This is a genomic window from Pseudomonas sp. ICMP 3272 (assembly GCF_001466905.1).
Lineage (GTDB): Bacteria > Pseudomonadota > Gammaproteobacteria > Pseudomonadales > Pseudomonadaceae > Aquipseudomonas > Aquipseudomonas amygdali.
Window position 1 is genome coordinate 1 of the sequence record NZ_LKEK01000063.1, and the last position, 25670, is coordinate 25670.

A 25670-nucleotide genomic window follows, 5' to 3' on the forward strand; every position below is an offset into this window, starting at 1 on the left:
GTTTCCGTCTGCGCCGGAAGTGGGGCGAATTATAGACAGATCACAGAGGGCGTCAACCGTTATTTTGAACTTTCTTCGATCCTGCCGCCGCAGAACCGCCAAGACGCGGGATTCGCCTTGTAATCACTGGAATCCGCAGCAGCAACAGGAACGCACCTATCCCCGCATACAGTGCCCATTCCTTAAGGTCAGCCCTGACAATCCAGAACATGTGCAGCAAGCCCAGCCCCAGAATCACGTATATAAGCCGGTGCAGCTTCTTCCAGCGCGCCCCGAGTCGACGCTGACTATAGCGATTGGACGTCACCGCCAAAGCCAACAGCCCGAGAAACGCCAACGCACCCACGATGATATAAGGACGCTTGACCAGCTCCACGCCCAACTGGCCTAAATCCAGCCCGAGGATGAACAGCGCATACATCGTCATGTGCAGCACTACATAAGCAAAACACCACAACCCCAGTTGACGACGGACAACGATCCATCCCGGCCAGCCGGTCAGACGCTGCAAAGGCGTCATGGACATTGTGATCAGCAACATCACCAGAGTCGCCAGCCCGAAGTTCTCTACCAGAACCTTGCCCGGATCAGGACCCAGGGCAAAGATCCATGCCTGATAGAGCCACCAGACCGGCGCAACACACGCGGCGAGAAATACAGCCAGACGCCAGAACGGGTATCGCATCAATAGTCCTTCCTCAGATCCATACCGGCATACAAGGCACCCACCTCCTCCTCATAACCGTTGAACATTTTCGTGTCGCGCAGATTCGGACTGAATAGCCCACTCGGCAAGCGACGCTCTCGGGCCTGGGTCCAACGAGGGTGATCCACCGTCGGGTTAACGTTGGCATAGAAGCCGTACTCATTTGCCGCAATGCTTTGCCATGTGGTCTTCGGCTGCTCACTGACCAGACTGATACGCACGATGGACTTCACACTCTTGAAGCCATACTTCCAAGGCACCACCAAACGCAGCGGCGCGCCGTTCTGATTAGGCAACTCACGCCCATACATGCCCACCGCAAGGATCGCCAACGGATTCATCGCTTCATCCAGTCGCAGCCCCTCTACATACGGCCAGTCGATGAGGGCAAAGTCAGAGCGTTGCCCAGGCATGGACTTTGGGTCTTCAAGCGTTTCGAAGCGAATGTATTTGGCCTTCGAGGTCGGCTCTACCTGCTTAAGCAGTGCAGAGATCGGAAAGCCCATCCAGGGAATGACCATCGACCAGGCTTCGACGCAGCGCAGCCTATAGATCCGCTCCTCCAACTGGTAAGGCTTCATGAAGTCTTCCAGCGCATAGCGGCCCGGCTTGCCGACTTCACCATCGATCACGACGCTCCACGGTTCAGTCTGCAAGGAACCGGCATTTTTTGCCGGATCGCCCTTGTCGGTACCAAACTCGTAGAAATTGTTGTAGTGGGTGGCGTCCTTGAACGGCGTGATCGCCTCATCCTTGACATTGACCGCCTGCCATTTAGTGGACGCAAGTTTGTCGGCGAACCACCCCGGCGCTTTCCCGGGCTCTACATCCGCATAGCGCGAAGCATCTGCAGCGCTTGCCCAGCGCGGCAGCGCCGTGACGGCCAGACCCGCAAGCGAGCCGCCGAGCAATGTACGTCGAGAGAGATAGATGGATTCAGGCGTGACGTCCGACTCTTTGGAGTCGGACGCAGAAGGAAGCTTGATTAGCATAATGACTCCACAGCCTAAGGGAACTGATGCACCAGTAGACTACGGAGTATGGTGGAAATTAGATCATTGAGAGGCTTTATGACGACGCAATAGATACTGAATAGGTCCCGACAGTGCGTAGGCGAGGAATATCAGCAGCAGAATGCGTGGCGGGTCGCTGAATACCACGGCAAACACCAGCACCACGGCCAGAATCGCAACAAAAGGTACACGCCCTTTCAGGTCCAGCTCCTTGAAGCTGTTGTACTTGATGTTGCTGACCATCAGCATGCCTGCAGCCGCAACCAGCAAGGCCACCAGGAACGACAACTTCGAACCCTGAATCCCGAAATCACTGAACGCCCAGACCGTGCCAGCTACAACACCTGCCGCAGCAGGGCTAGCCAGGCCGATAAAGTAGCGTTTGTCAGCCTTGCCGACCTGAGTGTTGAAGCGCGCCAGACGCAATGCCGCGCCCGCCACATAGATGAAGGCCACCATCCAGCCCACCTTGCCCATGTCACCCAATGCCCAACCGAATGCCAGCAACGCGGGTGCCACACCAAAGGCGACCATGTCGGACAAGGAGTCGTACTCGGCACCAAACGCGCTTTGGGTATTGGTCATGCGCGCAACGCGACCATCCAGCCCGTCGAGGACCATGGCGACGAAGATCGCAATGGCAGCGAACGCGAAATACTTGCTCGCACCAGCGGTATCACCTGCACTCATCGCGCTTTGTGCACTCATGGAACTGATGATGGAGTAAAAGCCAGCGAACAGGTTCGCGGTGGTAAACAGGTTGGGCAGCAGATAGATACCGCGATGCCGGACCTGCCGGCCTTCGGCGTCATGGCCCTCTTCCACATGTTCATCGATAGGTAGCAGACTTTCAGCGTCGGAGGCCTTGTTGGGCTCCTCGGGACGTTCGCTCATGGAGATTACCTTGCAGCGGTATGAAAAGGTTCGACAGAGGTCTGCCGCGAGGGTTCGGCGGCAAACGATGCAGCTTTATACCAGAGCCTGACCCATAACGAAAAAACGCGACCGATTGGCCGCGTTTTTTTGCGAAGCTAAAGCTTAGTTCTTGTCTTTGTCGACGATTTTGTTCGCAGCGATCCAAGGCATCATCGAGCGCAGTTTCTCGCCGATGATTTCGATGCCGTGGGCAGCGTTGTTACGACGCTTGGCGGTCATCGATGGGTAGCCGGTAGCGCCTTCGCTGATGAACATCTTCGCGTACTCACCATCCTGGATGCGCTTCAGAGCGTTGCGCATGGCCTGACGGGATTCAGCGTTGATGACTTCAGGGCCGGTCACGTACTCGCCGTATTCGGCGTTGTTGGAGATCGAGTAGTTCATGTTGGCGATACCGCCTTCGTACATGAGGTCAACGATCAGCTTCAGTTCGTGCAGGCACTCGAAGTAGGCCATTTCCGGCGCGTAGCCAGCTTCAACCAGTGTTTCGAAACCAGCTTTTACCAGCTCGACAGTACCGCCGCACAGAACAGCCTGTTCGCCGAACAGGTCGGTTTCGGTCTCGTCCTTGAAGGTAGTTTCGATGATACCGGTACGGCCGCCGCCAACGCCCGAAGCGTAGGACAGGGCAACGTTCTTGGCGTTGCCGGAAGCATCCTGATAAACCGCGATCAGATCAGGAATACCGCCGCCCTTGACGAACTCGGTACGTACGGTGTGGCCCGGAGCCTTTGGCGCGATCATGATCACGTCGAGGTCAGCGCGCGGTACAACCTGGTTGTAGTGAATCGCGAAACCGTGGGAGAACGCCAGTGTTGCGCCCTTTTTCAGGTTCGGCTCGACTTCGTTCTTGTACAGCTGGGACTGGAACTCGTCCGGGGTCAGGATCATGACCAGGTCGGCAGCAGCAACGGCAGAAGCAACATCAGTCACTTTCAGGCCATGAGCCTCGGCCTTGGCGACAGTAGCCGAACCTTTACGCAGGCCAACAGTGACATCAACGCCGGAGTCTTTCAGGTTGCACGCTTGAGCGTGGCCTTGCGAACCGTAACCGATGATGGCGACTTTCTTGCCCTGGATGATCGAAAGGTCACAGTCTTTGTCGTAGAAAACTTTCATGGAAATCCCCTGTTATCTTGGCCGTTCAGGCCATTTGCTTAATTGATTTAAATGCTCAGCACTTTGTCGCCACGGGCAATGCCCGTTACGCCACTGCGTACTGTTTCCAGGATAGCGGCGGTGCCGATGGCCTGAATGAAGCTGTCCAGTTTGTCGCTCGTGCCGCTCAGCTGCACGGTATAAACGCTGGCGGTCACGTCGACGATCTGCCCGCGGAAGATATCCGTGGTGCGTTTGATCTCGGCACGCTGCGCGCCAGTGGCCTTGACCTTGACCAACATCAGCTCGCGTTCGATGTGAGCGCTTTCCGACAGGTCGACCAGCTTGACCACTTCGATAAGTTTGTTGAGGTTCTTGGTGATCTGCTCGATCACCTCATCATGGCCTACGGTGGTGAGCGTCAGACGCGACAGGGTCGGGTCCTCGGTCGGCGCAACCGTCAGGCTTTCGATGTTGTAGTTGCGCTGGGAGAACAGACCGACGACGCGAGACAATGCACCCGGTTCGTTTTCCAGCAGCAGGGAAATGATATGGCGCATGATTATGTCCGCTCCGTCTTGCTCAACCACATATCGCGCATGGAGCCGTCCTTGATCTGCATCGGGTAGACGTGCTCGGTCACATCGACCTGAATATCCATGAACACCAGACGATCAGTCATGGCAAAAGCTTCTTCCATCTTCGGCTTCAAGTCCTTCAGGTCAGTGATACGCATGCCGACGTGGCCATAGGCTTCGACCAGCTTGACGAAATCAGGCAGCGATTCCATGTAGGAATGCGAGTGACGCGAGCCATAGCTCATGTCCTGCCACTGACGGACCATACCCAGAACACCGTTGTTGAGCAGGATGATCTTCACCGGCAGGCCGTACTGCAGGCAGGTCGACAGCTCCTGGATGTTCATCTGGATGCTGCCTTCACCGGTCACACAGGCAACGTGCGCATCCGGAAAGCTCAGCTTGACGCCCATCGCAGCCGGGAAGCCAAAGCCCATCGTGCCCAGACCGCCCGAGTTGATCCAGCGGTTCGGCTTGTTGAAACGGTAGTACTGCGCAGCGAACATCTGATGCTGGCCAACGTCCGAGGTGACATAAGCGTCGCCATTGGTGACCTCGCACAGCGTTTCGATAACGGCTTGCGGCTTGATGACCGTGCCATCGCCACGGTTGTAAGGGAACAGATCGCCCGTACCGCGCCACTCGTCAATCTGCTTCCACCACGCGGCAACGGATGCCTTGTCAGGTGTCTCGCCGATCTCTTTCAACGTGGCGACCATTTCGGTCAGCACGCTTTCTACAGGACCCACGATAGGCACGTCGGCCTTGATGGTCTTGGAGATCGAAGCCGGGTCGATGTCGATGTGGATGATTTTTGCGTTCGGGCAGAACTTGCTCGCGCCATTGATGACACGGTCATCAAAGCGCGCGCCTACAGCCAGAATGACGTCGGTGTGGTGCATCGCAAGGTTGGCGGTGTAGCTGCCATGCATCCCGAGCATGCCGAGGAACTGGCGGTCAGTGCCCGGATAGCAGCCAAGACCCATCAGGGTATTGGTGACCGGAGCGTTGAGCAGTTGTGCCAGTTCGGTCAGTTGCGCCGACGCATTGCCCATGATCACCCCGCCACCGGCGTAGACGATAGGACGCTTGGCCGCCAGCAGCATCTCGACGGCTTTGCGGATCTGGCCGGAATGACCACGAACCGCAGGGCTGTAGGAGCGCAGCTTGGCTTTTTTCGGGAAGACGTATTCGAACTTCTCGGCCGGGTTGGTCATGTCTTTCGGAATGTCGACCACGACAGGGCCCGGACGACCGGACTGCGCCAGGTAGAAAGCCTTTTTCAGGACTTCCGGGATTTCCGCCGGGTGTTTGATCATGAAGCTGTGCTTCACGATCGGCCGGGAGATACCGATCATGTCGGTCTCCTGGAACGCATCGGTACCCACCAGCGTGCTCGCTACCTGACCGGACAGAACCACCATCGGAATGGAGTCCATGTACGCCGTGGCGATACCGGTAATGGCATTGGTTGCACCCGGGCCGGACGTCACCAGCACCACGCCCGCCTTGCCGGTAGCCCGCGCATAGCCGTCGGCCATGTGCGTGGCAGCCTGCTCGTGGCGAACAAGGATATGGCTCACCGCCGGTTCTTTGAACAGGGCATCGTAAACATGCAGGAGGGCACCACCCGGGTACCCATAGATATGCTCAACGCCTTCGTCACGCAAAAAGCGGACGACCATTTCAGCGCCAGATAAAAGCTCCACGTTGTTCACCTCTAAAACGCCAGAATACCGCCCACTCCGGGACGGGTCTTAATAGGTTTACTGCCAGCAGAGCATGAGCGACGGTGGTCGCCGACTACGTCAGCACTGACTGAGCAAGTATTGGGAGGTCCCTGAGTGTTGCGGAACATTCCCACCCAGCGCGAGGTAACGCGTTGCGGGTGTTACAGGTCGGCGCGGGTGTGCGCCTCATGATCTACTGAGAGGGTCTGCTTCTGGCAGTCCTTCTACAGCGAACTTTGGATTGTTGTGATTCCCCCCCTTCAAGTCAAGTGATCCGTGCGCTTTCTTGACAGCGGACTGGCGAAATCGCACCGTTTCGGACTGAAATGCACCGTTATGGTAGTTTTCTGTATGCACAGACTCTCAAGGACACGACATGCATTGGATGATTCTCGCAGCCGCACTGGCCCTCAGCACAACCAGCCAGGCCGCCTCAATCTATAAGTGGGTCGACGCCCAGGGCGTGACGCATTTTGATGCTCAACCCCCCACCGGCCAGCAGGTACAGGAAATCAATGTGCAGAAGCCGCCGCCTGCCGCTGCACCGAGCACTCCTGCGGACGACGGAGCCGCACAGCAACGCGCCATTGAGCAGAAAGTCAAAAGTCAGGTGAAAGCTCAGGAAGCGAAACGCGCGGAAAATTGCGAAACCCTGCGCACCAATCTTGCGCAGTTGCAGAACAATCCGCGAGTGCGCGAGCAGGTTGGAGGAGAATCGAGGCGTCTTACGGAAGAAAACCGCAAGACGCGTACCGAAGAAACCGAGAAAGCCATCAGCGAATTCTGTCGCTAGAGGATTGGCTCAGCGAGCGGCCGTAATCAACTGGTCGAACCGTGCCAGATGCTGTTGCAGCAACCGGGTTTCACCCAGGCGCCCGGCATAGACCATCTCGGCCATCTCCAGAATGCCGGACGCATTGGGCAGCGGCAGGTCGCGCTCAAGAATGACTTTCATGCGCGGCAGGAAGATCCATTGCAGCCACTGCGCGAACTCGAGCGTATCGACGCTGAACGGTTCCTGACTGGCAAGCGCCTGCTCGCTGGGCGGCGTCGCATCCCACCAGCCCAGCGCGCGCAACTCGCGCTCTATCAACAGCAACTGCTCGGCCACCTCAGGCAAACGCACGTCCATCAGCGAGCCTTTTGGCGAGCCAGCGCAGCACCGGCCGCATCACCCTGCTTTTCGCGAGATTGAGCGATCAGACCCCAGAGGCTGGCCTGAAGGCTGGTACGCCCGTTGGCGTAGGTCAGACCGCGACGAGCCAGTTGCTCGGCCTGGGCTGCATCGCCCTGAGCCAGACGCACCTGAGCCAGACGATAAAGCACCTGAGGCTCACGCGGGGCAACACGCTGCGCACGCTCAAGGCTTGAGGATGCGCCGTTGAGGTCGCCACTGCTTTGCTGTTGCTGTGCCGTGGTCAGCAACGCCAGTACCGGACCGTCAAGCTGCTCGTCCTCTGACAAACCGCCGCCACTGGACGGAATCCCGGTCGGTGCAGAGGCAGCCGGCATGCTGTAAGTGTTGTTCGCCGGAGCCGGGCTGATCGGGGCCTGATTGACCGGAGCCGCGTCGACAGGCGGCGTGTTGACACTGAACGGCGCCTGACTGGCCGGCGCAGAGAAGCTCTGCCCTGCATCAGCACCACCAGCGCCCGGCACCATCACCACGACACCCGAATCCTGCGGCACGGCTTGCGGCTGCTGGACTGGAGCGGTGTTGGTTCGATAAGTGCCATTACGCGACGCTGCCGCGCGCTCGCCGTTGGACACCTTGGAGCTCGAATCCACGACCGGAATCGAGCCGCGTTCCACACTGGCGCAGCCGTTCAGCAAGGCCAGTGCCGTTAAAGCGGGAATCCACCATTTATTCACTTCAAAACCTCGATTGCCTAGTTCAACCAACCCTTGACCCAGTCCATCACCTCAGTGGCAGGTGCCGGAGCGCCGCCGCATGTCGCGCCGGGCTGGGGCTCACTGCCGCGAATATACGGCATCTGCACTGCATTCGGGCAGCTTGAGTCAGAACCCTGACCGGTCTGCGCATCGACCCACGCCTGAACGACGTTATCCGGCATCGCCATGTCCAGCGGCAGCGGATTGGCCTTGCGCATAAAGCTGGTCCAGACCTGCAAGGCACCAGTGGCACCGGTAAACGGAGTCTTGCCGTTATCATCACGGCCCATCCACACCACGGCCAGCAGATCCTGACTGAAACCGGCGAACCAGCTGTCGCGCGAGTCGTTACTGGTGCCAGTCTTGCCCGCCAGGTTCAGCGAGCTTGGCAACACGTTGTAAACAGATTTGCCCGTCCCTTCGCGCATGACACGCTGCATCGCATTCTGTACCAGATAAATGGCACCCGGATCGAAACGCTGCTCGATCTTGAACGGATAACGCTTGAGCGGTTCACCTTCGGCGGTCAGCACACTGCGAATACCGCGCATCGGCGTATTGAACCCGCCACTGGCGATGGTCTGGTACATGGTGGCGACTTCCATCGGGCTCAAGCCGCCCGCGCCCAGCAGCATCGACGGATAAGCAGGCCACTCACGCGTTACACCCAGCTTGGCCAGTGTCTTGAAGACAGTCGGAATACCCAGCTCAAGGCCCAGCTTGGCAGTCGACAGGTTGTAGGAGTGCGCCAGCCCTTGATACAGAAAGATGTTGCCATGCGACTTGTGATCGTAGTTCTGCGGTTTCCAGATCTGGCCATCAGCGCCCTTGACCTGAAACAGTTCGTCGGCAATCCAGCTGGTCAGCGTGTACTGGCTCGGACGCTCCAGTGCGGTCAGGTAAATAGCCGGCTTGACCAGCGAGCCAATCGGACGCACTGCATCGATCGCCCGGTTGAAGCCCGAGAACCCGGCCTCGCGACCGCCAATCAGCGCCTGCACTTCACCGGTCTCCGGGTTGGTGACGACCATACCCGCCTCTACTTCATCCACACCCTTGCGCCCGGCGAGCTTTTTGAACGTGTCGTCCATGGCGGCCTGGGACTTCATCTGCAGGATCGGATCGAAACTGGTAAAGATCCGCAGCCCTTCTTCGGTCAAGTCTTCATCGCGGTAGTCTTCGCGCAACTGGCGCTTGACCAGATCCAGAAAAGCCGGGAACGAGCTATCGGCGAGCGTGCCGGTTTTGGTCACGCCCAGTGGCATTTTCTTCGCGGCGGCCACCACTTCGGGGGTGGCCACACCTTGCTGTTCAAACAGGTCGAGCACCAGATTACGACGCTCCAGAGCACGCTCGGGGTTGCGCCGCGGGTTGTAGAAGGACGGCCCCTTGACCAGCCCGACCAGCATCGCCACCTGATGAATCTTCAGCTCGGAAAGCGGCTGACTGAAGAAATACTGACTGGCCAGACCGAAACCGTGCACTGCACGCTGACCGTCCTGACCGACAAATACTTCATTGAGGTAAGCCTCGAGGATTTCCTGCTTGCTGTAATGAATCTCCAGTAAGACCGCCATCATGGCTTCGGTGAGCTTACGGGTCAGGCTGCGCTCGTTGGTCAGGTAGAAGTTCTTGACCAACTGCTGGGTCAGCGTACTGCCGCCCTGGCGCATCTGTCCTTGCGAAGTATTCACCCAGATAGCCCGGGCAATGGACTTGGGTGACACGCCGAAGTGGTGGTAGAAATCGCGGTCCTCGACCGCCACCAGCCCGTCGAGCAGATACGGCGGTGCCTGATCAAGCTTGATCAGGATCCGGTCTTCGAGGTTCTTCGGGTAAAGCCCGCCAATCAGCAAAGGCTCAAGCCGCGCCACGGCAAGCTTGGCACCATTGCCCGACGACAGGTCGGCGACGTAATCGCCGGAAAAGCGCACGCGCACCTGCTGCGCCGCATCAGTGCCCTCGTAGAACTGGAAGCCACGCGTGTTGAGGTCGACGGTATTGCCATTCACCGCCGCAGCGCCGGGGCCATTCGCGACGCTTTCGCGGCGATAACCCAAGGCGTCGAGTTCGATGAGAAAATCGTCACGGCTCAGCTTCTGCCCGACGAACAGCTCCAGCGGTCGTGCATAGACCTTGGCCGGAATGGTCCAGCGCTTGCCGGAGAACTTCTCCTGAACGATTGCATCGAGGTAAATGGCCAGGCCGCCCAGCAGAACCAGGCCGACAATACCGAGCTTCAACGCCCAGCCCAGCCACTTGTTCAGGCTGCGAGGAGGTTGCTTTTTAGGAGAACGAGAGGTGCGGGATCGAGTCATGGGCGCGGATTATACGCACTTTAGCAAGGATCGACAGACGCCCGAGTCTGCGGTTTGCAGCCTCGCGCCAAGCGGCCATAATGGCGGCATCGCTTACTTACATTTTGAACACATTCCTGAAGGATCACCCGTGAGCCAGTCTTTGATTGCTGCCCTGCAGAACCCTGCTCTTTTCCCACATCCGGTGGAAAATTTCCAGCTCATCGAAACGCACATTTCGTGGGTTCTGCTGACTGGCCCGTATGCCTACAAATTCAAGAAACCGATGAACTTCGGTTTTCTGGATTTCACTACCCTGGCTCTGCGTAAGCATTTCTGTCACGAAGAGCTGCGCCTCAATCAGCGCCTGACCGACGACCTCTACATCGAAGTGCTGCCGATCACCGGCACAGTCGACGCGCCGCAATTGGGCGGCGACGGCGAAGTCATCGAATACGCCTTGAAGATGAAGCAATTTTCACAGGACGGCTTGCTCAGCACCCTGCAAGCCAACGGAGAGGTGACCACTGCGCATATCGACGAACTGGCGCGCCAGATCGCAGGCTTCCACCTCACCTCACCGCAGGTCGGAACCGAAAGCGAACTGGGCTCGCCTGACAGCGTCATGGCCCCTGTGGTACAGAATTTTGAGCAGATTCGTCCACTGATCAGCGAAAAATCCGACCTGACACAGCTCGACGCCCTGCAGGCGTGGGCAGAGTCAAGCTTTGCTCGACTCAAGCCACTGCTGGCTCAGCGCAAGGCCGATGGATTCATCCGCGAATGCCACGGCGACATCCACCTGGGCAACGCGACAGTAATTGACGGCAAGGTCGTGCTGTTTGACTGCATCGAGTTCAACGAACCGTTCCGCAAGACCGACGTGTACGCCGACATCGGCTTCCTCGCAATGGACCTTGAAGACCGCGGTCTGAAATCCCTCTCCCGGCGCCTGATCAGCCAGTACCTGGAAGTCACCGGCGACTATGCGGGCCTGGAACTGCTGAATTTCTACAAGGCTTATCGGGCGATGGTTCGTGCCAAGGTGGCGCTGTTCAGCCAGCCATCCGATGCCGACGGTGTCCAGCGCGCAGCGACGCTTCGTCAATACCGCAACTACGCCAATCTGGCCGAAAGCTATAGCGCTATTCCCTCACCTTTTCTGACGATCACCCACGGTGTATCAGCCGTCGGTAAAAGCCATGTTGCAATGCGCCTGGTGGAATCGCTGGGTGCCATTCGCCTGCGTTCGGACATAGAGCGCAAGCGTCTGTTTGCCGGGCGAGCTGAAGAGATGTATGGCGCGCAAGCCAACGATGCAACCTATGCACACCTGCACGAACTTGCCGGTATCACCCTGCGCGCAGGCTTCTCGGTGGTGATCGATGCCACCTACCTCAAGCACGGGCAGCGTGATGCAGCGGCGAAAGTCGCCGAAAACACCGGCGTGCCGTTTCTGATCCTTGATTGCGAAGCACCACAGGCAGTGATCGCTGGCTGGCTTGCCCAGCGTCAGGCACAGAACAATGATCCTTCCGACGCAACCCTGGAAGTCATCGAGGCCCAGCAGGCCAATCGCGAACCGCTCAGCGCAGAGGAAACGCTGCGCAGCAAGAAGGTTGCCACCCACATCAGCAGTGAGCTGGACAGTCTCATCGACAACCTGCGCCAGCGCCTGCCGGGGCTGTAAAACCAGTACATGGCCGTTGAGCGGGTAATGCTTCACGGCCCCATAATGATGGCGATATAATGGCGCCATAATTCCAACGCAACCACATGTCCGAGGCCATCATGAGCCAGCCCAAACAGATCGACTCACCGCTTTATATGCTGCTGCGTAAAGATGATGTCGAAGGTTTCAACCAGGAAAAACCGCGGACCGGCACCATTGATATGGCCGGGGGTGACTTTCGAGGGCTGGACCTGCGGGCACTGGACACCGCCGGTATCGACTTCACCGACGCCTACTTTCGGTCTGCCGACCTTCGCGGCCTGGACCTGCGGCACACGCCGATGGAAGGTGCGAGCATCGCTCACGCACAGATTTCAGGCGTGTTCTTCCCCGCCGAGCTCTCGGCTGACGAGATTCTGATGTCGGTAAATTTCGGTACGCGCCTGCGCTATCGCACCCGCTAAAGCTGTAAAACCGTCGCAGCCTGCATGCGCAATGCATGTCAGGCTGGCGCTGTGTAGCTTCATTTCTGAAACTCTCCCCCTCTAAATATCGCGGCCATGCGCAGCCAGCCGTTATGCCGTGCAAGGCATTTTTGGCCTATGGATAGTTGTCAGGTGAAGAGCATGGACAGGGTCAAAAGAACTGTTGACTTACAAATGAGAATCGTTATGATTATCACATCCGGTCGCGAGACTGGACGGTAACTGAAAGACCTTGGTTCGGACTTTCAGATTATCTCCTCATCAGGCTAATCACGGTTTTTGACCCGGCTCTTTGCCGGGTCTTTTTTTGTCCTTCAAAAAGCTGCCCACCTCTCAAAAACCGTTGCCATACGACTCATACAGGCCAAGTCTGGCCAGCAAATCGTCCAGCAAGCTTGAGCCACCCAACCGCACGCGCCCGGCATTCATCCATTGCCGACCAAAACGGGCACGCGCCAGCATCATGTAAAAACGTGCCTCGTCGAACGTCCGGATCCCTCCAGCAACCTTCAATCCCACCTGCCCGCCGACGTCCGCGATAGACTCGAGCATCACCCGCGCAGCCTGCGGTGTAACGTGGGTGGCTGATTTGCCTGTGCTGGTCTTGATAAAGTCGGTACCCGAAACAATCGCATCGCGGCAAGCGTTGAGGATCATTTGGGAATCGCGCAGATCGCCGGTTTCAAGTGTCGCAGTGAGTTTGACCCGCCCTGCACACAATGAGCTGCACGCCGATATCATCTCAAGGCCGGGCTGCCGATCTCCGCCGAGCAGTGCGCGAAAGGGATACACGACATCTATTTCGTCCGCGCCGGACAGCAACGCGGCGCGAACTTGCGAGGTCACTGACTGAATGTTGCTGCTGCCGTGAGGGAAATTGACCATGGCGACAACCTTGATGTCATGCGCCTGCATACGGTCCAGGGTGGTACGCGCCAGACACACGAAACGCGGCTGCACGCAAACCGCGGCAACCTGGCCCACAGGCGTCCATGCGCGCTGACAAATGCCGACGATGCGCTGCTCCGTGTCGTCGGCATTGAGGGCAAACAGCTCAAGCAGCCTTATGACCTGACGCGCCAGCCGCTCATCATCTGCTGTCATCTCTTTCATGGCGTATTCGCTCTGCAAAACATAGGCAGAACGATATACGGGCTTGAAGGCCAGCAGGCGTGAGCACCATGCTCAGAGAAAAAAGCCACAGGAAGACAGGAAAAAACTGACGCAGCCTGTAACAAGCCCGGCGTACGACAACGCGACAATCCAAAGAAGCTGTCAGACTACCCAGGTCGGGCGTCTACCCAAAAAACAGGCCTGTGGAGGCTTCTTGAAATTCCTTTGCACCTCAAGTCACTTGCACGAAGCCCAAAGCAGGGGTTTCGAGCTGGGCGAACACGCATTGCTGGCAGTACGTCGTCAGGGTGAAGTGTTCATCTACCAAAACCGCTGCCCGCATCGCGGTATCGCTCTGGAATGGCAGCCGGATCAATTCCTCGACAGCAGTGCCAGCCTGATCCGGTGCGCTACGCATGGGGCGTTGTTTCTGATCGAGAATGGCGAATGCGTTGCCGGCCCCTGCGAAGGCCAGTCATTGACGGCAATCCAGAGCCGTGAAGATGCTGAGGGGATATGGGTGTCGCTGCCCATGGAGGATGACGAGGGCTGACTCGCCACGCCCAGAACGCTTCAATCCAGCCAGTGCAGCTGCAGTCGTCGGTCAATAACAATTTCGTCCGGCGTCAGGTGCACACCGTAGGCAAGAATTTGCACACCGGCGTCAATGGCTTCGCGCAACGCAGCCGCATAAGCCGGATCAATCTCCTTTGCTGGCCGCACAGCGTCGATACCGGTGAGGTTGACGCAATACAACAACACGGCGCGCACTCCCTCGCGCGCCAGCGTGGCCAGTTCACGCAGGTGCCGCGCACCACGCTGGGTAACCGCATCGGGAAACGCAGCCACACTGGAATCATCGAAACCCAACGTGACACTTTTCACTTCCAGATACAGATAGCCATCAGGGTATTCCAGGCGAAAGTCCACACGACTCTTTTCCTGCCCGTAAGCCACCTCGCGCTTGAGCGCCGTAAACCCTTCAAGTTCGCTGATAACCCCGGCGCGCAGGGCCTCTTCAACCAGCGTATTCGCTCGCCCGGTGTTGATACAGGCCAGCCTGCCCTGCGGGGTCTCGCTGATTTCCCAAGTGCCCGGCAGCTTGCGCTTCGGGTCACTTGACCGACTGAACCACACACGCCCACCGGGCATCATGCAGTTGAGCATCGAACCGGTGTTGGGACAGTGAATGGTCAACAGCTCGCCGCTGTCGGTTTCGATATCAGCCAGAAAGCGTTTGTAACGGACCAGCAGACGACCCTGTTCAAGCTGCGGAGCAAAGCGCATCAGGCACCCCAGCTACGCAAACCGCGAGCAATTCGCTCGACTGCCTGCTGAAGGCGCGGCAGGCTCTGTGTATAGGCAAAGCGCACATGATGCCCAGCCTGATGGCGACCAAAGTCCAGGCCTGGCGTAAAAGCGACATGCTCGGTTTCCAGAAAGTGCCTGCAGAACGCGAAGGCATCGCCGCCAAACGCCGAGATGTCGGCGTACAAATAGAATGCCCCTTCCGGCTCGACGGCAATACCGAAACCCAGTTCGCGCAGCGCAGGCAACAGGAAGTCCCGGCGACGGCCGAACTCGGCGCGCCGCTGCTCGAATATTTCAAGTGTCTGAGGCTCAAAGCAGGCAAGCGCGGCATGTTGCGCCATGCTTGGTGCGCTGATGTAGAGGTTCTGCGCCAGTTTTTCCAGATCGGCCACGGCGTCTTGCGGTGCAACCAGCCAGCCGAGGCGCCAGCCTGTCATGCCGAAATACTTTGAAAAACTATTGAGGACAAACGCTTCGTTATCCACCTCCAGCACACTGCTGGCCTCCACGCCGTAGGTCAGGCCGTGGTAGATCTCATCCACAACCAGGTGGCCGTTGCGAGATTTCAGCGCCTGGGACAAGGCTGCCAGCTCGTCGCGATTCAACAGCGTGCCAGTAGGATTGGCAGGTGATGCTACCAGCGCGCCGACACTGTTCTGGTTCCAGTGAGCCGCCACCAGTTCGGGATTCAGTTGATAGCGTTCTTGCGGACCGACCGGCACCAGTTGCGCCTCACCCTCGATCAAACGCAGGAAGTGTCGATTGCAAGGGTAACCAGGGTCGGCGAGCAACCAATGCTTGCCCGGATCGACCAACAGGCTGCTGGCAAGCAACAACGCGCCCGAACCGCCCGGAGTGATCAGAATGCGCTGGGGATCAATATCAACGCCGTAGCGTCGGGCGTAAAATCCGGAAATGGCTTCGCGCAGTTGCGGAAGGCCGCGAGCGGCGGTGTAGCGGGTCTTGCCGTCTGCCAGTGCAGCCTGGCCAGCCTTGATGATGGGCTGCGCAGTCGTAAAATCGGGCTCACCGATTTCAAGGTGAATAACGTCATGACCCGCTGCCTGCAGTTCATTGGCACGCGCCAGCAGCGCCATCACATGAAAAGGTTCGATGGCGCGACTACGTGCACTGTAAGGCTGGGTCATGGATATTCCTTTATGGGTGCGGGTATTAAAAACATGATTGTCATGACGACGCGGCATGATTCTACCGAACCGACCGCTCTACGGTGCGTTAACGGGCTGAAAAACCCGTTCATCAAACGCTGAATAAAAGAAAGCTACGACGGTGCGCATCGACTAGAGTTCATTTAACTGAAGGGCAGATGTGAAATAGCCATCTCTGTAAGCGGACGGCGTCGTCATGCTCGACAACCGGGAGTAGCGCACTCCGATTTGATCTGGTAAGTTCGCCCGCTTGCAGCTGCAGGGCCGACGGGTGTCGGTGATGGAACAATCCTGCGCAATAGATTAGAAGAGTGAGAGGCGGTCCAGACATGCCCACCCCAGAAAAGCAACACAGCCATCTAATCGGCGGCTTTGCACCCTACCCGGAAACAAAGGGTGAGGAGTACATGAGCGAGCCCATGCGCGCGCACTTCACCAAGATCCTGAACAAGTGGAAGCAGGACTTGATGCAAGAGGTCGACCGAACGGTAGACCACATGAAGGACGAAGCAGCCAACTTTCCCGACCCGGCCGACCGTGCCAGTCAGGAAGAAGAGTTCAGCCTCGAACTTCGTGCCCGTGACCGCGAACGCAAGCTGATCAAGAAGATCGACAAGACACTGCAACTGATCAAGGACGAAGAATACGGCTGGTGTGAATCGTGCGGCGTAGAGATCGGCATTCGCCGTCTTGAAGCGCGCCCGACTGCCGACCAGTGCGTCGACTGCAAGACACTTGCAGAAATCAAGGAAAAACAGGTCGGTAAATGACCTGGGGCCGCCTTTGACTGAAAAGACGCTTCGGCGTCTTTTTTTGTGCCTGCTCGAATCGCGCCCCTAGTGCCAGTGCGCGCGTTGCCTAGCGTGCCGACGCTTCACTTCGGTTCGTCGTTCTGGATTTGCGTCCGATCTTGAATTTGCGATGCGGCACAAATCTGTGACGCGGAGCGTCGCCCAAGGCATTCCTACGCTGGAGCGTGAGGAACGATAATCTCAACTATCGTGCGACGCTCCGCGTCGCATGCTGTTCTGGACGCTCTGCGTCACATGGCAGTTCTGTGATGTCAGGTGGGTTGGATTCTGCTCAAGTCCCCTTTTCGCCCCTCGGCGACCTACTTTGATGGGGCCAAAGTAGGCAAATCCCCTCGCTCCTGTTTCCGGCCCGACTTCGTCGGGTTCCTTCGCCCTGTCACTAACGTCGCAATTTGCGTCGCCAGTGCTATCGCGAACGAAAAGCTTTGCGTTGGCAGCGGCTGCGTGTAGNTGCGACGCTCCGCGTCGCATGCCGTTCTGGACGCTCTGCGTCCGGTCTTGAACGAGCAACGTGGCACAGAGTGAACATCGTCACGAGAGCCCGCGTGAAGACCAACCGCGTTTCGCTTGCCCACTCAAGCCAGCCACCCGTAACATCCCGCCCATGAAAAAACCGGCCTATATCGGGCGCTTTGCGCCGACTCCCAGTGGTTATCTGCATTTTGGTTCGCTGGTCGCAGCACTGGCGTCCTATCTGGACGCTCGTGCAGTGGACGGCCAGTGGCTGTTACGCATGGAAGACCTCGACCCGCCGCGCGAGGTGGCCGGCGCGCAAGCCGCGATTCTTGAAACCCTTGAGCGCTACGGCTTTGAATGGGATGGCGAGATGGCTCGGCAGAGCGAGCGCCATGATGCCTACGCCGAAATCCTCCAGCGCTGGTTCAATCATGGCCTGGCTTACGCCTGCACCTGCTCGCGCAAACAGCTTGAAGACTTTCAGGGTGTCTATCCGGGTTTCTGCCGCAATGCAGGACATTCTCCGGAAAACGCCGCAATCCGCATCCGGGTCCCGGAGCTTGAATATCGCTTCGAAGACCGTGTGCAGGGCACATTCAAAATGCACCTGGGACGCGAAAGCGGTGACTTCGTGATCCGCAGGCGCGACGGCCTGTATGCCTATCAGCTCGCCGTGATAATCGATGACGCCTGGCAAGGCGTGACCGATATCGTGCGCGGTGCCGACCTGCTGGACTCGACGCCCCGCCAGTTGTACTTGCAGGAACTGCTGGGCTTGCCCCAGCCACGCTACCTGCATGTGCCGCTGATCACCCAGCCGGATGGCCACAAGCTTGGCAAATCCTATCGCTCGCCACCGTTGCCGGCCGAACAGGCCACCCCTCTGCTGATTCGGGCATTGCGGGCACTGGGGCAACCACTCGATACGCACATGACCGATGGCACCGCGCAGGAAGTGCTTGCCTGGGGAATTCGCCACTGGAACGCCGACCTGATCCCCAGACTACGCAATATTGAAGAAGCCCGGATAGACTGATCCAGAGCGGTCGCCGCAAACTGCGACGCAAGGATGCTTGCAGGTTATCCGGCATCCGTTAACATGCCGCTCCTCATCTACCAGCACAGGGAGACCAGATGTACATATACCGGTTGGTTTTGCTTCTGGTGGTCGGCATCTATCTGTTCTCTCCGGCCATCATGGACTGGTGGATCGATGCGACCGGTGCCTGGTATCGCCCCTACATGCTGTGGCTGATCCTGATCGTGGTGACGTTCATTCTGCAGAGCCAGCGAGATGCCGATGAGCTTTAGTCTGACGCAGATGCTGATGGTCAGCGCCGCCTACCTGCTGGTGCTGTTCGGCGTAGCCTGGGTCAGCGAGCACGGCCTTATTCCGCGCTGGATCATCCGTCATCCATTGACCTACACCCTGTCACTGGGCGTGTACGCCAGCGCCTGGGCGTTTTATGGCACGGTCGGCCTGGCCTATCAGTATGGCTACGGTTTTCTGTCCAGCTACCTGGGGGTTTCCGGTGCATTCCTGCTTGCGCCAGTGCTGCTCTACCCGATCCTCAGAATCACCCGCACCTACCAGCTTTCATCGCTGGCCGATTTGTTTGCCTTCCGCTTTCGCAGCACCTGGGCTGGTGCGCTGACCACCGTATTCATGTTGATCGGCGTACTGCCGTTGCTGGCCTTGCAGATTCAGGCAGTGGCCGACTCCATCGGCATTCTGACTCGCGAACCGGTGCAGGATCGGGTGGCCGTGGCGTTTTGCGCGCTGATCACCCTGTTCACTATTTTCTTTGGCTCGCGACACATCGCAACCCGTGAGAAGCACGAAGGGCTGGTATTCGCCATCGCCTTCGAATCGCTGATCAAGCTGATTGCACTGGGCGGTGTCGGGCTGTACGCCTTGTATGGCGTATTCGACGGCCCGCAACAGCTGGAACTGTGGCTGTTGCAAAACCAGACTGCCCTCGCCTCGCTGCATACGCCGTTGCAGGAAGGCCCCTGGCGCACCCTGCTGCTGGTGTTCTTCGCCTCGGCGATTGTCATGCCGCACATGTATCACATGACCTTCACTGAAAACCTCAACCCGCGCTCGCTGGTCAGCGCCAGTTGGGGGCTGCCACTATTTCTGCTGTTGATCAGCCTCGCCGTCCCGCTGATTCTCTGGGCCGGGCTCAAGCTCGGGGCCACGACCAGCCCGGAATATTTCACCCTCGGGATCGGCATCGCGGCCAACAGCAAGTCGTTGGCCCTGCTCGCCTATATCGGCGGGCTGTCGGCGGCCAGCGGGCTGATTATCGTGACTACGCTGGCGCTGTCCGGCATGGCCCTCAACCATCTGGTGCTGCCGCTTTATCAGCCGCCAGCCGAGGGCAACATCTACCGCTGGCTGAAGTGGACGCGACGCGGGCTGATCGTGGCGATCATCGCCCTGGGTTACGGCTTCTACCTGCTGCTGGGTGCCCAGCAGGACCTGGCCAATCTGGGCATCGTCGCCTTCGTTGCGACCCTGCAATTCCTGCCGGGCGTGCTGTCGGTGTTGTACTGGCCGACCGCCAACCGGCGCGGCTTCATCGCAGGCCTGCTGGCCGGCATTGCGGTCTGGGCAGTCAGCATGCTGCTGCCGCTGATCGGCAACCTGCAGGGCTTCTATATTCCCTGGCTGAACATGATCTACGTGCTGGACGACACCAGCTGGCACATGGCAGCTATCGCGTCCCTCGCGGCCAACGTGTTGTTGTTCACCCTGATCTCCCTGTTCACCAATGCCAGCCCTGAAGAAGTCGGTGCCGCCGAGGCCTGCGCGGTCGATAACGTGCGCCGCCCGCAACGCCGTGAACTGCATGCCGTGTCGCCCCAGGAATTCGCCACCCAACTGGCCAAGCCGCTGGGCGCGAAAGCCGCACAGAAGGAAGTCGAACAGGCGTTGCGCGATCTGTACCTGCCATTCGACGAGCGCCGTCCTTATGCCCTGCGCCGCCTGCGCGACCGGATCGAGGCCAACCTGTCCGGGTTGATGGGGCCAAGTGTCGCCCAGGACATGGTGGAAACCTTCCTGCCGTACAAATCGGGCAGCGAAAAATATGTCACCGAAGACATACATTTCATTGAAAGCCGTCTTGAGGACTACCACTCGCGCCTGACCGGCCTTGCCGCCGAACTCGACGCGCTGCGCCGCTACCATCGCCAGACCCTGCAGGAACTGCCGATGGGTGTGTGCTCGCTGGCCGAAGATCAGGAGATCCTGATGTGGAACAGGGCGATGGAAGAGCTGACTGGTATCGTCGCCCAGCGCGTGGTCGGTTCGCGGCTGGAAACCATCGCCGAACCCTGGAAAAGCCTGCTGACCGGCTTTACCAGCCTGCCCGATGAGCATCTGCACAAGCAGAAACTCGGCCTGGACGGCCAGACCCGCTGGCTCAACCTGCATAAGGCTGCCATCAACGAGCCTCTCGCCCCAGGCAACAGTGGTCTGGTGGTGCTGGTCGAGGACCTGACCGACACGCAGATGCTTGAAGACAAGCTGGTGCACTCGGAGCGGCTGGCCAGCATTGGTCGACTGGCAGCAGGCGTGGCGCATGAGATCGGCAACCCGATCACCGGCATTGCCTGTCTTGCGCAAAACCTGCGTGAAGAGCGCGAAGAAGACGGCGAACTGAAAGAAATCAGCAGTCAGATACTTGAACAGACCAAACGTGTATCGCGCATTGTCCAGTCATTGATGAGCTTTGCCCACGCGGGGGCTCATCAGCATAGCGACGAGGCTGTTTGTCTGGCTGTGGTGGCTCAGGATGCTATTGGTCTGCTGGCACTGAACCGGCGCAATTTCGAAGTACACTTCTATAACCTGTGCAACCCCGAACATTGGGCTGTCGGCGACCCGCAGCGCTTGGCACAAGTGCTGATCAACCTGCTCTCCAATGCCCGCGATGCGTCCCCGGCAGGCAGTGCGGTCAGGGTCAGAAGCGAAGTATCCGAGCACACGGTGGACCTGATCGTCGAAGACGAAGGCAGTGGGATTTCAAAGGTAATCATGGACCGATTGTTCGAGCCGTTCTTCACTACCAAGGAGCCTGGCGAAGGAACCGGACTTGGCCTCGCGCTGGTCTATTCCATCGTTGAAGAGCATTATGGACAAATCACTATCGACAGCCCGGCCGATCCCGAGCAGCAGCGTGGAACCCGTATTCGGGTGACCTTGCCACGTCATGTCGACGCGACGTCCACCGTGAACTGAGACCGTCGAGAGAACTGAATCAATGCCGCATATTTTGATCGTCGAAGACGAAACGATTATCCGCTCAGCCCTGCGTCGCCTGCTTGAACGCAATCAGTATGAAGTCAGTGAAGCCGGCTCCGTTCAGGAAGCTCAGGAGCGCTTCAGCATTCCGTCTTTTGATCTGATCGTCAGCGACCTGCGCCTGCCAGGCGCGCCCGGTACCGAACTGATCAAGCTCGGCGAAGGCAAACCGGTGCTGATCATGACCAGTTACGCCAGCCTGCGCTCAGCGGTCGATTCGATGAAGATGGGGGCTGTGGATTACATCGCCAAACCCTTCGATCACGATGAAATGCTGCAGGCGGTCTCACGAATCCTGCGTGATCGCCAGACGGTCAAGGGGCTTCAGGAGGAGCGTAACGCCCTTGCCAAGGCTAACGGCGCTGAAAAAGGCCCGGCACAGAATAATAATGGCGAGATCGGCATCATCGGTTCTTGCCCGCCCATGCTGGATCTCTACAGCAAGATCCGCAAAGTGGCACCGACCGATTCCAATGTTCTGGTCCAGGGCGAGTCGGGCACCGGTAAAGAACTGGTCGCCCGCGCCCTGCACAACCTGTCACGCCGTGCCAAGGCGCCGATGATCTCGGTCAACTGTGCGGCCATCCCTGAATCGCTGATCGAGTCTGAATTGTTCGGTCACGAGAAAGGCGCATTCACCGGAGCCAGTGCAGGTCGTGCTGGTCTGGTCGAAGCTGCTGACGGAGGCACGCTGTTTCTCGATGAAATCGGCGAACTGCCGCTGGAAGCCCAGGCACGCCTGCTGCGGGTATTGCAGGAAGGCGAGATTCGGCGTGTCGGCTCGGTGCAATCGCAAAAGGTCGACGTACGCCTGATTGCCGCAACCCACCGTGACCTCAAGACGCTGGCCAAAAATGGCGAGTTTCGTGAAGACCTGTTCTATCGCCTGCACGTCATCGCCCTGAAACTCCCCGCGCTGCGCGAGCGTGGCAGCGACATTCTGGAAATCGCCCGTGCGTTTCTGGTACGCCAGAGCGCCAAGGTCGGTCGCGACGACCTGAAGTTTGCCCCCGACGCCGAACAAGCCATTCGTCATTACAGCTGGCCAGGCAACGTACGCGAACTGGAAAATGCGGTGGAACGCTCGGTGATCCTGTGCGAAAACCCGGAAATCACCGCAGATCTGCTGGGCATCGATATCGAGCTCGACGGTCTGGATGACGACGAGTACATGGGCATGGCACCGCTGCCAGGGTCTTCCGGCTCGACGGGCAATGAGCCGGCCGAAGACCTGTCGCTTGAGGACTATTTCCAGCACTTCGTTCTGGAGCATCAGGACCACATGACTGAAACCGAGCTGGCGCGCAAACTGGGCGTCAGTCGCAAGTGTCTGTGGGAACGTCGTCAGCGTCTGGGCATTCCGCGTCGCAAGGGAGTCGCCAACGAGACGTAAAAAGCGGTAAAGGCTCTGGCACGCGGTGCGCAGAGCGGGCAGAAACTGTTACCGCAAACACTTCACGTAACAAAAGCCGGGTCTTACGGTAACGCAGACCCGGCTTTTTTATGCCTGCAACAACCGCCTTTCGCCCGCGAACGCCCGGTTTACGGGGCTTCGCAAAAGTTGGCACAGCTTCTGCTATATGCTTAGTACAAGAAAAACAACAAGCAGTACGACACCCATAATAAAAACAACACGAATCGACTCACGCATAACAAGAACAACACGGCGGAGGCGCAGCTAACTGATTCTTTTGGAGAGGAGTTGTATTTGGGGCTTGCCCCGCAACCAGGCCGAGAACAACAAAAACTACCCTTAGGTAGAGCCTGAACTGGTTGGATCGAATGATCATTGCAACGCAGCGACCAAAGCAATCCGTTTGCTCTTGACTCCCGATTGGGAGGTTTCACAGACGAAGGTCTCGTGAATGGGCACTCAACAAAAACAAGAAGCCCATACAGAAAACAATAACAAAGAGCACACACTTTGGGGGAGCTTCGGCTCCCCCAGTAGCTTCCCCAGCGTTAATACACGCCATCGTTTGTCCTTCCGCGACAGCTTCCTACACCATCCCTCGACTAAATGCTAGAATCCCCGCCCATCATGCGGTCATTCCACGTTTTTGGCCGAATATTCCTTCAAACAGTGCATCCCATGCTGAAGAAGTTGTTCCAGTCATTTCGTTCCCCACTGCGCAAACCGCAGCAACATACGCGTACCACGCCTGAAGTGCTCAATAGCAGCCAGCATTCGCTGCAACGCAGCCAGTTCAGCCGTTATGCCGTCAATATCGTCGAGCGCCTGCAGAACGCTGGCTACCAGGCCTATCTGGTCGGTGGCTGTGTACGCGACATGATGCTCAACATCACGCCCAAGGATTTCGACGTCGCCACCAGCGCCACGCCGGAACAAGTGCGTGCCGAATTCCGCAATGCGCGGATCATTGGCCGCCGGTTCAAGCTGGTGCATATCCATTTCGGTCGTGAAATCATCGAAGTGGCGACCTTCCGCGCCAATCATCCACAGGATGACGAAGAAGAGGACAGCAACCAGTCCTCGCGCAACGAAAGCGGGCGCATTCTGCGTGACAATGTGTACGGCACGCTTGAAGAGGACGCCCAGCGTCGCGACTTCACGATCAACGCGCTGTATTACGATCCGGTCAGCGAGCGTGTTCTAGATTACGCCAATGGCGTACACGACATTCGCAACCGTCTGATCCGCCTGATCGGCGATCCGGAACAGCGTTATAAAGAAGACCCGGTGCGCATGCTGCGTGCGGTGCGCTTCGCTGCCAAGCTGGACTTCGGCATCGAAAAGCACAGCGCGCAACCGATTCGCTCGCTGGCACCGATGCTGCGCGATATTCCGTCGGCACGCCTGTTCGAAGAAGTGCTCAAACTGTTCCTTTCCGGGCATGCCGCTCCCACCTTTGAAATGCTGGTGGACCTGGAGCTGTTCGAACCGCTGTTCCCGGCCAGTTCCAAGGCGCTGGAATACAACCCGACCTACACCCATACACTGATCAGCAATGCCCTGATCAACACCGATTTGCGCATCAAGCAGAACAAACCGGTCACACCGGCGTTCCTGTTTGCCGCGCTGCTCTGGCCTGCCTTGCCGGCCAAGGTGCTGCGCGCTCAGGAACGTGGCATGCCGCCGATTGCAGCGATGCAGGAAGCCGCTCACGAACTGATTATCGAGCAATGCCAGCGCATCGCGATTCCCAAGCGCTTCACCCTGCCGATCCGCGAGATCTGGGACATGCAGGAGCGCCTGCCGCGCCGTTCGGGCAAACGTGCAGACCTGTTGCTGGACAACTCAAGGTTCCGCGCGGGTTACGACTTCCTGCTGCTGCGTGAAACAGCGGGCGAGCAGACCGATGGTCTGGGCCAGTGGTGGACCGATTATCAGGACTGCAACGACAGCGAACGCCGCGACATGATTCGTGACCTGAGTAACAAGCCCGAAGCTGCGGGCGCAGCGCCACGCAAGCGTCGTCGTAACAGCGGTGCCAAACGCAAGCGCACCACCGGCGAGGCGCAAAGCGGTGAATGAACCGCTGTTGACCACTGAACGCGTTTACATCGGCCTGGGCAGCAATCTCGCTGACCCGGCCGAGCAACTGCGCAGTGCCCTCAAGGCAATGGCGCAACTACCCGGTTGTGAACTGACCAGCGTGTCATCGTTCTATGTCAGCGACTCGCTGCTGCCCGGCCAGCCGCGCTTTACCAACGCCGTCGCAGCACTCGACACCACCTTGACGCCACTGACCCTGCTTGACGCGCTACAGGCCATCGAGCTGGATCAGGGCCGCGAACGCCACGAACGCTGGGGGCCTCGCACGCTGGACCTCGACATTCTGCTGTTCGGCAATCGCCTGATCGATGAACCGCGCCTCAAGGTGCCGCATTACCACATGCAGGCGCGGGCATTCGTGCTGTACCCGCTGGCAGAGCTGGCCCCAGGCCTGACGCTGGCCGACGGACGCGAACTCGACCGTCTACTCGACGACTGCCCGTTTACAGGCCTTGAGCGCCTGCCCGCCGAGGCATAAAGCCTGTCTGTCACCGCACATGTGTAACCGGTCCGACGCACAGGTAACACCTTCAATTGACTTCACGCCCCCTCCTCACGAAGATAGGCCTCCC

23 protein-coding genes are annotated in these 25670 nt (G+C 58.5%); 11 read left to right on the plus strand and 12 right to left on the minus strand.

The genetic code is table 11. The features are described 5' to 3' along the window. Positions 1-52: 52 nt before the first annotated feature. The 6 genes from msrQ to AO068_RS17510 form a co-directional block, all read right to left on the minus strand. Positions 53-685, minus strand: coding sequence for a protein-methionine-sulfoxide reductase heme-binding subunit MsrQ (msrQ, locus tag AO068_RS17485; RefSeq protein WP_058408989.1), 633 nt, complete (start codon positions 683-685; stop codon positions 53-55). Next, on the minus strand, positions 685-1698 hold the full coding sequence (gene msrP, locus AO068_RS17490) for a protein-methionine-sulfoxide reductase catalytic subunit MsrP (RefSeq protein WP_058408990.1): 1014 nt from the start codon (positions 1696-1698) through the stop codon (positions 685-687). Before msrP ends, msrQ begins: the two co-directional genes overlap by 1 nt. A gap of 63 nt (positions 1699-1761) precedes the next feature. Continuing rightward, the gene (pssA, locus tag AO068_RS17495; protein ID WP_019741330.1) at positions 1762-2613 is read right to left on the minus strand and encodes a CDP-diacylglycerol--serine O-phosphatidyltransferase; all 852 of its coding nucleotides are present in this window, start codon (positions 2611-2613) and stop codon (positions 1762-1764) included. A 144-nt stretch (positions 2614-2757) separates the two neighbouring features. Beyond that, a complete protein-coding gene (ilvC, locus tag AO068_RS17500; RefSeq protein ID WP_002552076.1) occupies positions 2758-3774 on the minus strand; it encodes a ketol-acid reductoisomerase in 1017 nt (338 codons plus the stop codon). Between the two features lie 47 nt (positions 3775-3821). Next, complete coding sequence (ilvN, locus tag AO068_RS17505; protein ID WP_002552075.1) at positions 3822-4313, minus strand: acetolactate synthase small subunit; 492 nt, start codon at positions 4311-4313, stop codon at positions 3822-3824. Positions 4314-4315: 2 nt separating this feature from the next. Further along, complete coding sequence (locus AO068_RS17510) at positions 4316-6040, minus strand: acetolactate synthase 3 large subunit (protein WP_058409015.1); 1725 nt, start codon at positions 6038-6040, stop codon at positions 4316-4318. 397 nt (positions 6041-6437) lie between these two features. On the opposite strand from AO068_RS17510, the gene AO068_RS17515 reads away from it, so the two are divergent. Next, positions 6438-6854 (plus strand): DUF4124 domain-containing protein, encoded by a 417-nt coding sequence (locus AO068_RS17515; protein ID WP_058400377.1) that lies wholly within the window; start codon positions 6438-6440, stop codon positions 6852-6854. Between the two features lie 9 nt (positions 6855-6863). Here AO068_RS17515 and AO068_RS17520 read toward each other — a convergent pair whose 3' ends face one another. From AO068_RS17520 to mrcB, 3 genes are read right to left on the minus strand one after another with little or no spacing between them, the layout of a single operon-like run. After that, on the minus strand, positions 6864-7193 hold the full coding sequence (locus AO068_RS17520) for a YqcC family protein (protein ID WP_058400376.1): 330 nt from the start codon (positions 7191-7193) through the stop codon (positions 6864-6866). After that, positions 7193-7933 carry a tetratricopeptide repeat protein gene (locus AO068_RS17525; protein ID WP_161936596.1) on the minus strand — a complete coding sequence of 247 codons (741 nt, stop codon included), beginning with the start codon at positions 7931-7933 and terminating at the stop codon, positions 7193-7195. The genes AO068_RS17520 and AO068_RS17525 overlap by 1 nt, the downstream gene beginning before the upstream one ends. A 17-nt stretch (positions 7934-7950) precedes the next feature. Further along, positions 7951-10272, minus strand: a complete 2322-nt coding sequence (mrcB, locus tag AO068_RS17530; RefSeq protein ID WP_058400374.1) for a penicillin-binding protein 1B — start codon at positions 10270-10272, stop codon at positions 7951-7953. A 130-nt stretch (positions 10273-10402) separates the two neighbouring features. On the opposite strand from mrcB, the gene AO068_RS17535 reads away from it, so the two are divergent. Next, on the plus strand, positions 10403-11941 hold the full coding sequence (locus AO068_RS17535; RefSeq protein ID WP_058400373.1) for a bifunctional aminoglycoside phosphotransferase/ATP-binding protein: 1539 nt from the start codon (positions 10403-10405) through the stop codon (positions 11939-11941). Positions 11942-12042: 101 nt separating this feature from the next. Continuing rightward, positions 12043-12387, plus strand: coding sequence for a pentapeptide repeat-containing protein (locus tag AO068_RS17540; RefSeq protein ID WP_002552068.1), 345 nt, complete (start codon positions 12043-12045; stop codon positions 12385-12387). 354 nt (positions 12388-12741) lie between these two features. Here AO068_RS17540 and deoC read toward each other — a convergent pair whose 3' ends face one another. Beyond that, on the minus strand, positions 12742-13521 hold the full coding sequence (gene deoC, locus AO068_RS17545; protein WP_058408992.1) for a deoxyribose-phosphate aldolase: 780 nt from the start codon (positions 13519-13521) through the stop codon (positions 12742-12744). Between the two features lie 214 nt (positions 13522-13735). Here deoC and AO068_RS17550 point away from each other — a divergent pair, with 214 nt between their 5' ends. Beyond that, on the plus strand, positions 13736-14074 hold the full coding sequence (locus tag AO068_RS17550) for a Rieske (2Fe-2S) protein (RefSeq protein ID WP_080394953.1): 339 nt from the start codon (positions 13736-13738) through the stop codon (positions 14072-14074). A gap of 20 nt (positions 14075-14094) precedes the next feature. Here the strand turns inward: AO068_RS17550 and sfsA are convergent, their stop codons facing one another. Continuing rightward, positions 14095-14808, minus strand: a complete 714-nt coding sequence (gene sfsA / locus AO068_RS17555; protein ID WP_058408993.1) for a DNA/RNA nuclease SfsA — start codon at positions 14806-14808, stop codon at positions 14095-14097. Further along, positions 14808-15980: a pyridoxal phosphate-dependent aminotransferase gene (locus tag AO068_RS17560; RefSeq protein WP_058408994.1), complete on the minus strand. Its 1173-nt coding sequence runs from the start codon at positions 15978-15980 to the stop codon at positions 14808-14810. Before AO068_RS17560 ends, sfsA begins: the two co-directional genes overlap by 1 nt. A gap of 350 nt (positions 15981-16330) precedes the next feature. On the opposite strand from AO068_RS17560, the gene dksA reads away from it, so the two are divergent. From dksA to folK, 7 genes are all read left to right on the plus strand, one after another. Continuing rightward, positions 16331-16771 (plus strand): RNA polymerase-binding protein DksA, encoded by a 441-nt coding sequence (gene dksA, locus AO068_RS17565; RefSeq protein WP_002552063.1) that lies wholly within the window; start codon positions 16331-16333, stop codon positions 16769-16771. Between the two features lie 646 nt (positions 16772-17417). Then, entirely contained in the window at positions 17418-18305 is an 888-nt protein-coding gene (gene gluQRS, locus AO068_RS17570) for a tRNA glutamyl-Q(34) synthetase GluQRS (RefSeq protein WP_058409017.1), read from the plus strand. A 98-nt stretch (positions 18306-18403) separates the two neighbouring features. Further along, positions 18404-18580 (plus strand): hypothetical protein, encoded by a 177-nt coding sequence (locus AO068_RS17575; protein ID WP_002552060.1) that lies wholly within the window; start codon positions 18404-18406, stop codon positions 18578-18580. Then, positions 18564-21518, plus strand: coding sequence for a sensor histidine kinase (locus tag AO068_RS17580; protein WP_122265291.1), 2955 nt, complete (start codon positions 18564-18566; stop codon positions 21516-21518). The genes AO068_RS17575 and AO068_RS17580 overlap by 17 nt, the downstream gene beginning before the upstream one ends. 22 nt (positions 21519-21540) lie before the next feature. Continuing rightward, the gene (locus tag AO068_RS17585; RefSeq protein ID WP_058408996.1) at positions 21541-22974 is read left to right on the plus strand and encodes a sigma-54-dependent transcriptional regulator; all 1434 of its coding nucleotides are present in this window, start codon (positions 21541-21543) and stop codon (positions 22972-22974) included. A 699-nt stretch (positions 22975-23673) separates the two neighbouring features. Next, positions 23674-25077 (plus strand): polynucleotide adenylyltransferase PcnB, encoded by a 1404-nt coding sequence (locus AO068_RS17590; protein ID WP_002552057.1) that lies wholly within the window; start codon positions 23674-23676, stop codon positions 25075-25077. After that, positions 25070-25576: a 2-amino-4-hydroxy-6-hydroxymethyldihydropteridine diphosphokinase gene (gene folK / locus AO068_RS17595; RefSeq protein ID WP_058408997.1), complete on the plus strand. Its 507-nt coding sequence runs from the start codon at positions 25070-25072 to the stop codon at positions 25574-25576. The genes AO068_RS17590 and folK overlap by 8 nt, the downstream gene beginning before the upstream one ends. The last annotated feature ends 94 nt before the right edge of the window (positions 25577-25670 follow it).

Bases quoted from the DNA above. Each gene is read 5' to 3' on its own strand.
- gluQRS (WP_058409017.1), top strand. From the start codon at position 17,418: ATGAAAAAACCGGCCTATATCGGGCGCTTTGCGCCGACTCCCAGTGGT.
- ilvN (WP_002552075.1), bottom strand. From the start codon at position 4,313: ATGCGCCATATCATTTCCCTGCTGCTGGAAAACGAACCGGGTGCATTG.
- AO068_RS17520 (WP_058400376.1), bottom strand. From the start codon at position 7,193: ATGGACGTGCGTTTGCCTGAGGTGGCCGAGCAGTTGCTGTTGATAGAG.
- AO068_RS17515 (WP_058400377.1), top strand. From the start codon at position 6,438: ATGCATTGGATGATTCTCGCAGCCGCACTGGCCCTCAGCACAACCAGC.
- msrP (WP_058408990.1), bottom strand. From the start codon at position 1,698: ATGCTAATCAAGCTTCCTTCTGCGTCCGACTCCAAAGAGTCGGACGTC.
- pssA (WP_019741330.1), bottom strand. From the start codon at position 2,613: ATGAGCGAACGTCCCGAGGAGCCCAACAAGGCCTCCGACGCTGAAAGT.
- AO068_RS17560 (WP_058408994.1), bottom strand. From the start codon at position 15,980: ATGACCCAGCCTTACAGTGCACGTAGTCGCGCCATCGAACCTTTTCAT.
- AO068_RS17590 (WP_002552057.1), top strand. From the start codon at position 23,674: ATGCTGAAGAAGTTGTTCCAGTCATTTCGTTCCCCACTGCGCAAACCG.
- AO068_RS17580 (WP_122265291.1), top strand. From the start codon at position 18,564: ATGCCGATGAGCTTTAGTCTGACGCAGATGCTGATGGTCAGCGCCGCC.
- deoC (WP_058408992.1), bottom strand. From the start codon at position 13,521: ATGAAAGAGATGACAGCAGATGATGAGCGGCTGGCGCGTCAGGTCATA.
- sfsA (WP_058408993.1), bottom strand. From the start codon at position 14,808: ATGCGCTTTGCTCCGCAGCTTGAACAGGGTCGTCTGCTGGTCCGTTAC.
- msrQ (WP_058408989.1), bottom strand. From the start codon at position 685: ATGCGATACCCGTTCTGGCGTCTGGCTGTATTTCTCGCCGCGTGTGTT.
- mrcB (WP_058400374.1), bottom strand. From the start codon at position 10,272: ATGACTCGATCCCGCACCTCTCGTTCTCCTAAAAAGCAACCTCCTCGC.
- AO068_RS17585 (WP_058408996.1), top strand. From the start codon at position 21,541: ATGCCGCATATTTTGATCGTCGAAGACGAAACGATTATCCGCTCAGCC.
- dksA (WP_002552063.1), top strand. From the start codon at position 16,331: ATGCCCACCCCAGAAAAGCAACACAGCCATCTAATCGGCGGCTTTGCA.
- ilvC (WP_002552076.1), bottom strand. From the start codon at position 3,774: ATGAAAGTTTTCTACGACAAAGACTGTGACCTTTCGATCATCCAGGGC.
- AO068_RS17540 (WP_002552068.1), top strand. From the start codon at position 12,043: ATGAGCCAGCCCAAACAGATCGACTCACCGCTTTATATGCTGCTGCGT.
- AO068_RS17575 (WP_002552060.1), top strand. From the start codon at position 18,404: ATGTACATATACCGGTTGGTTTTGCTTCTGGTGGTCGGCATCTATCTG.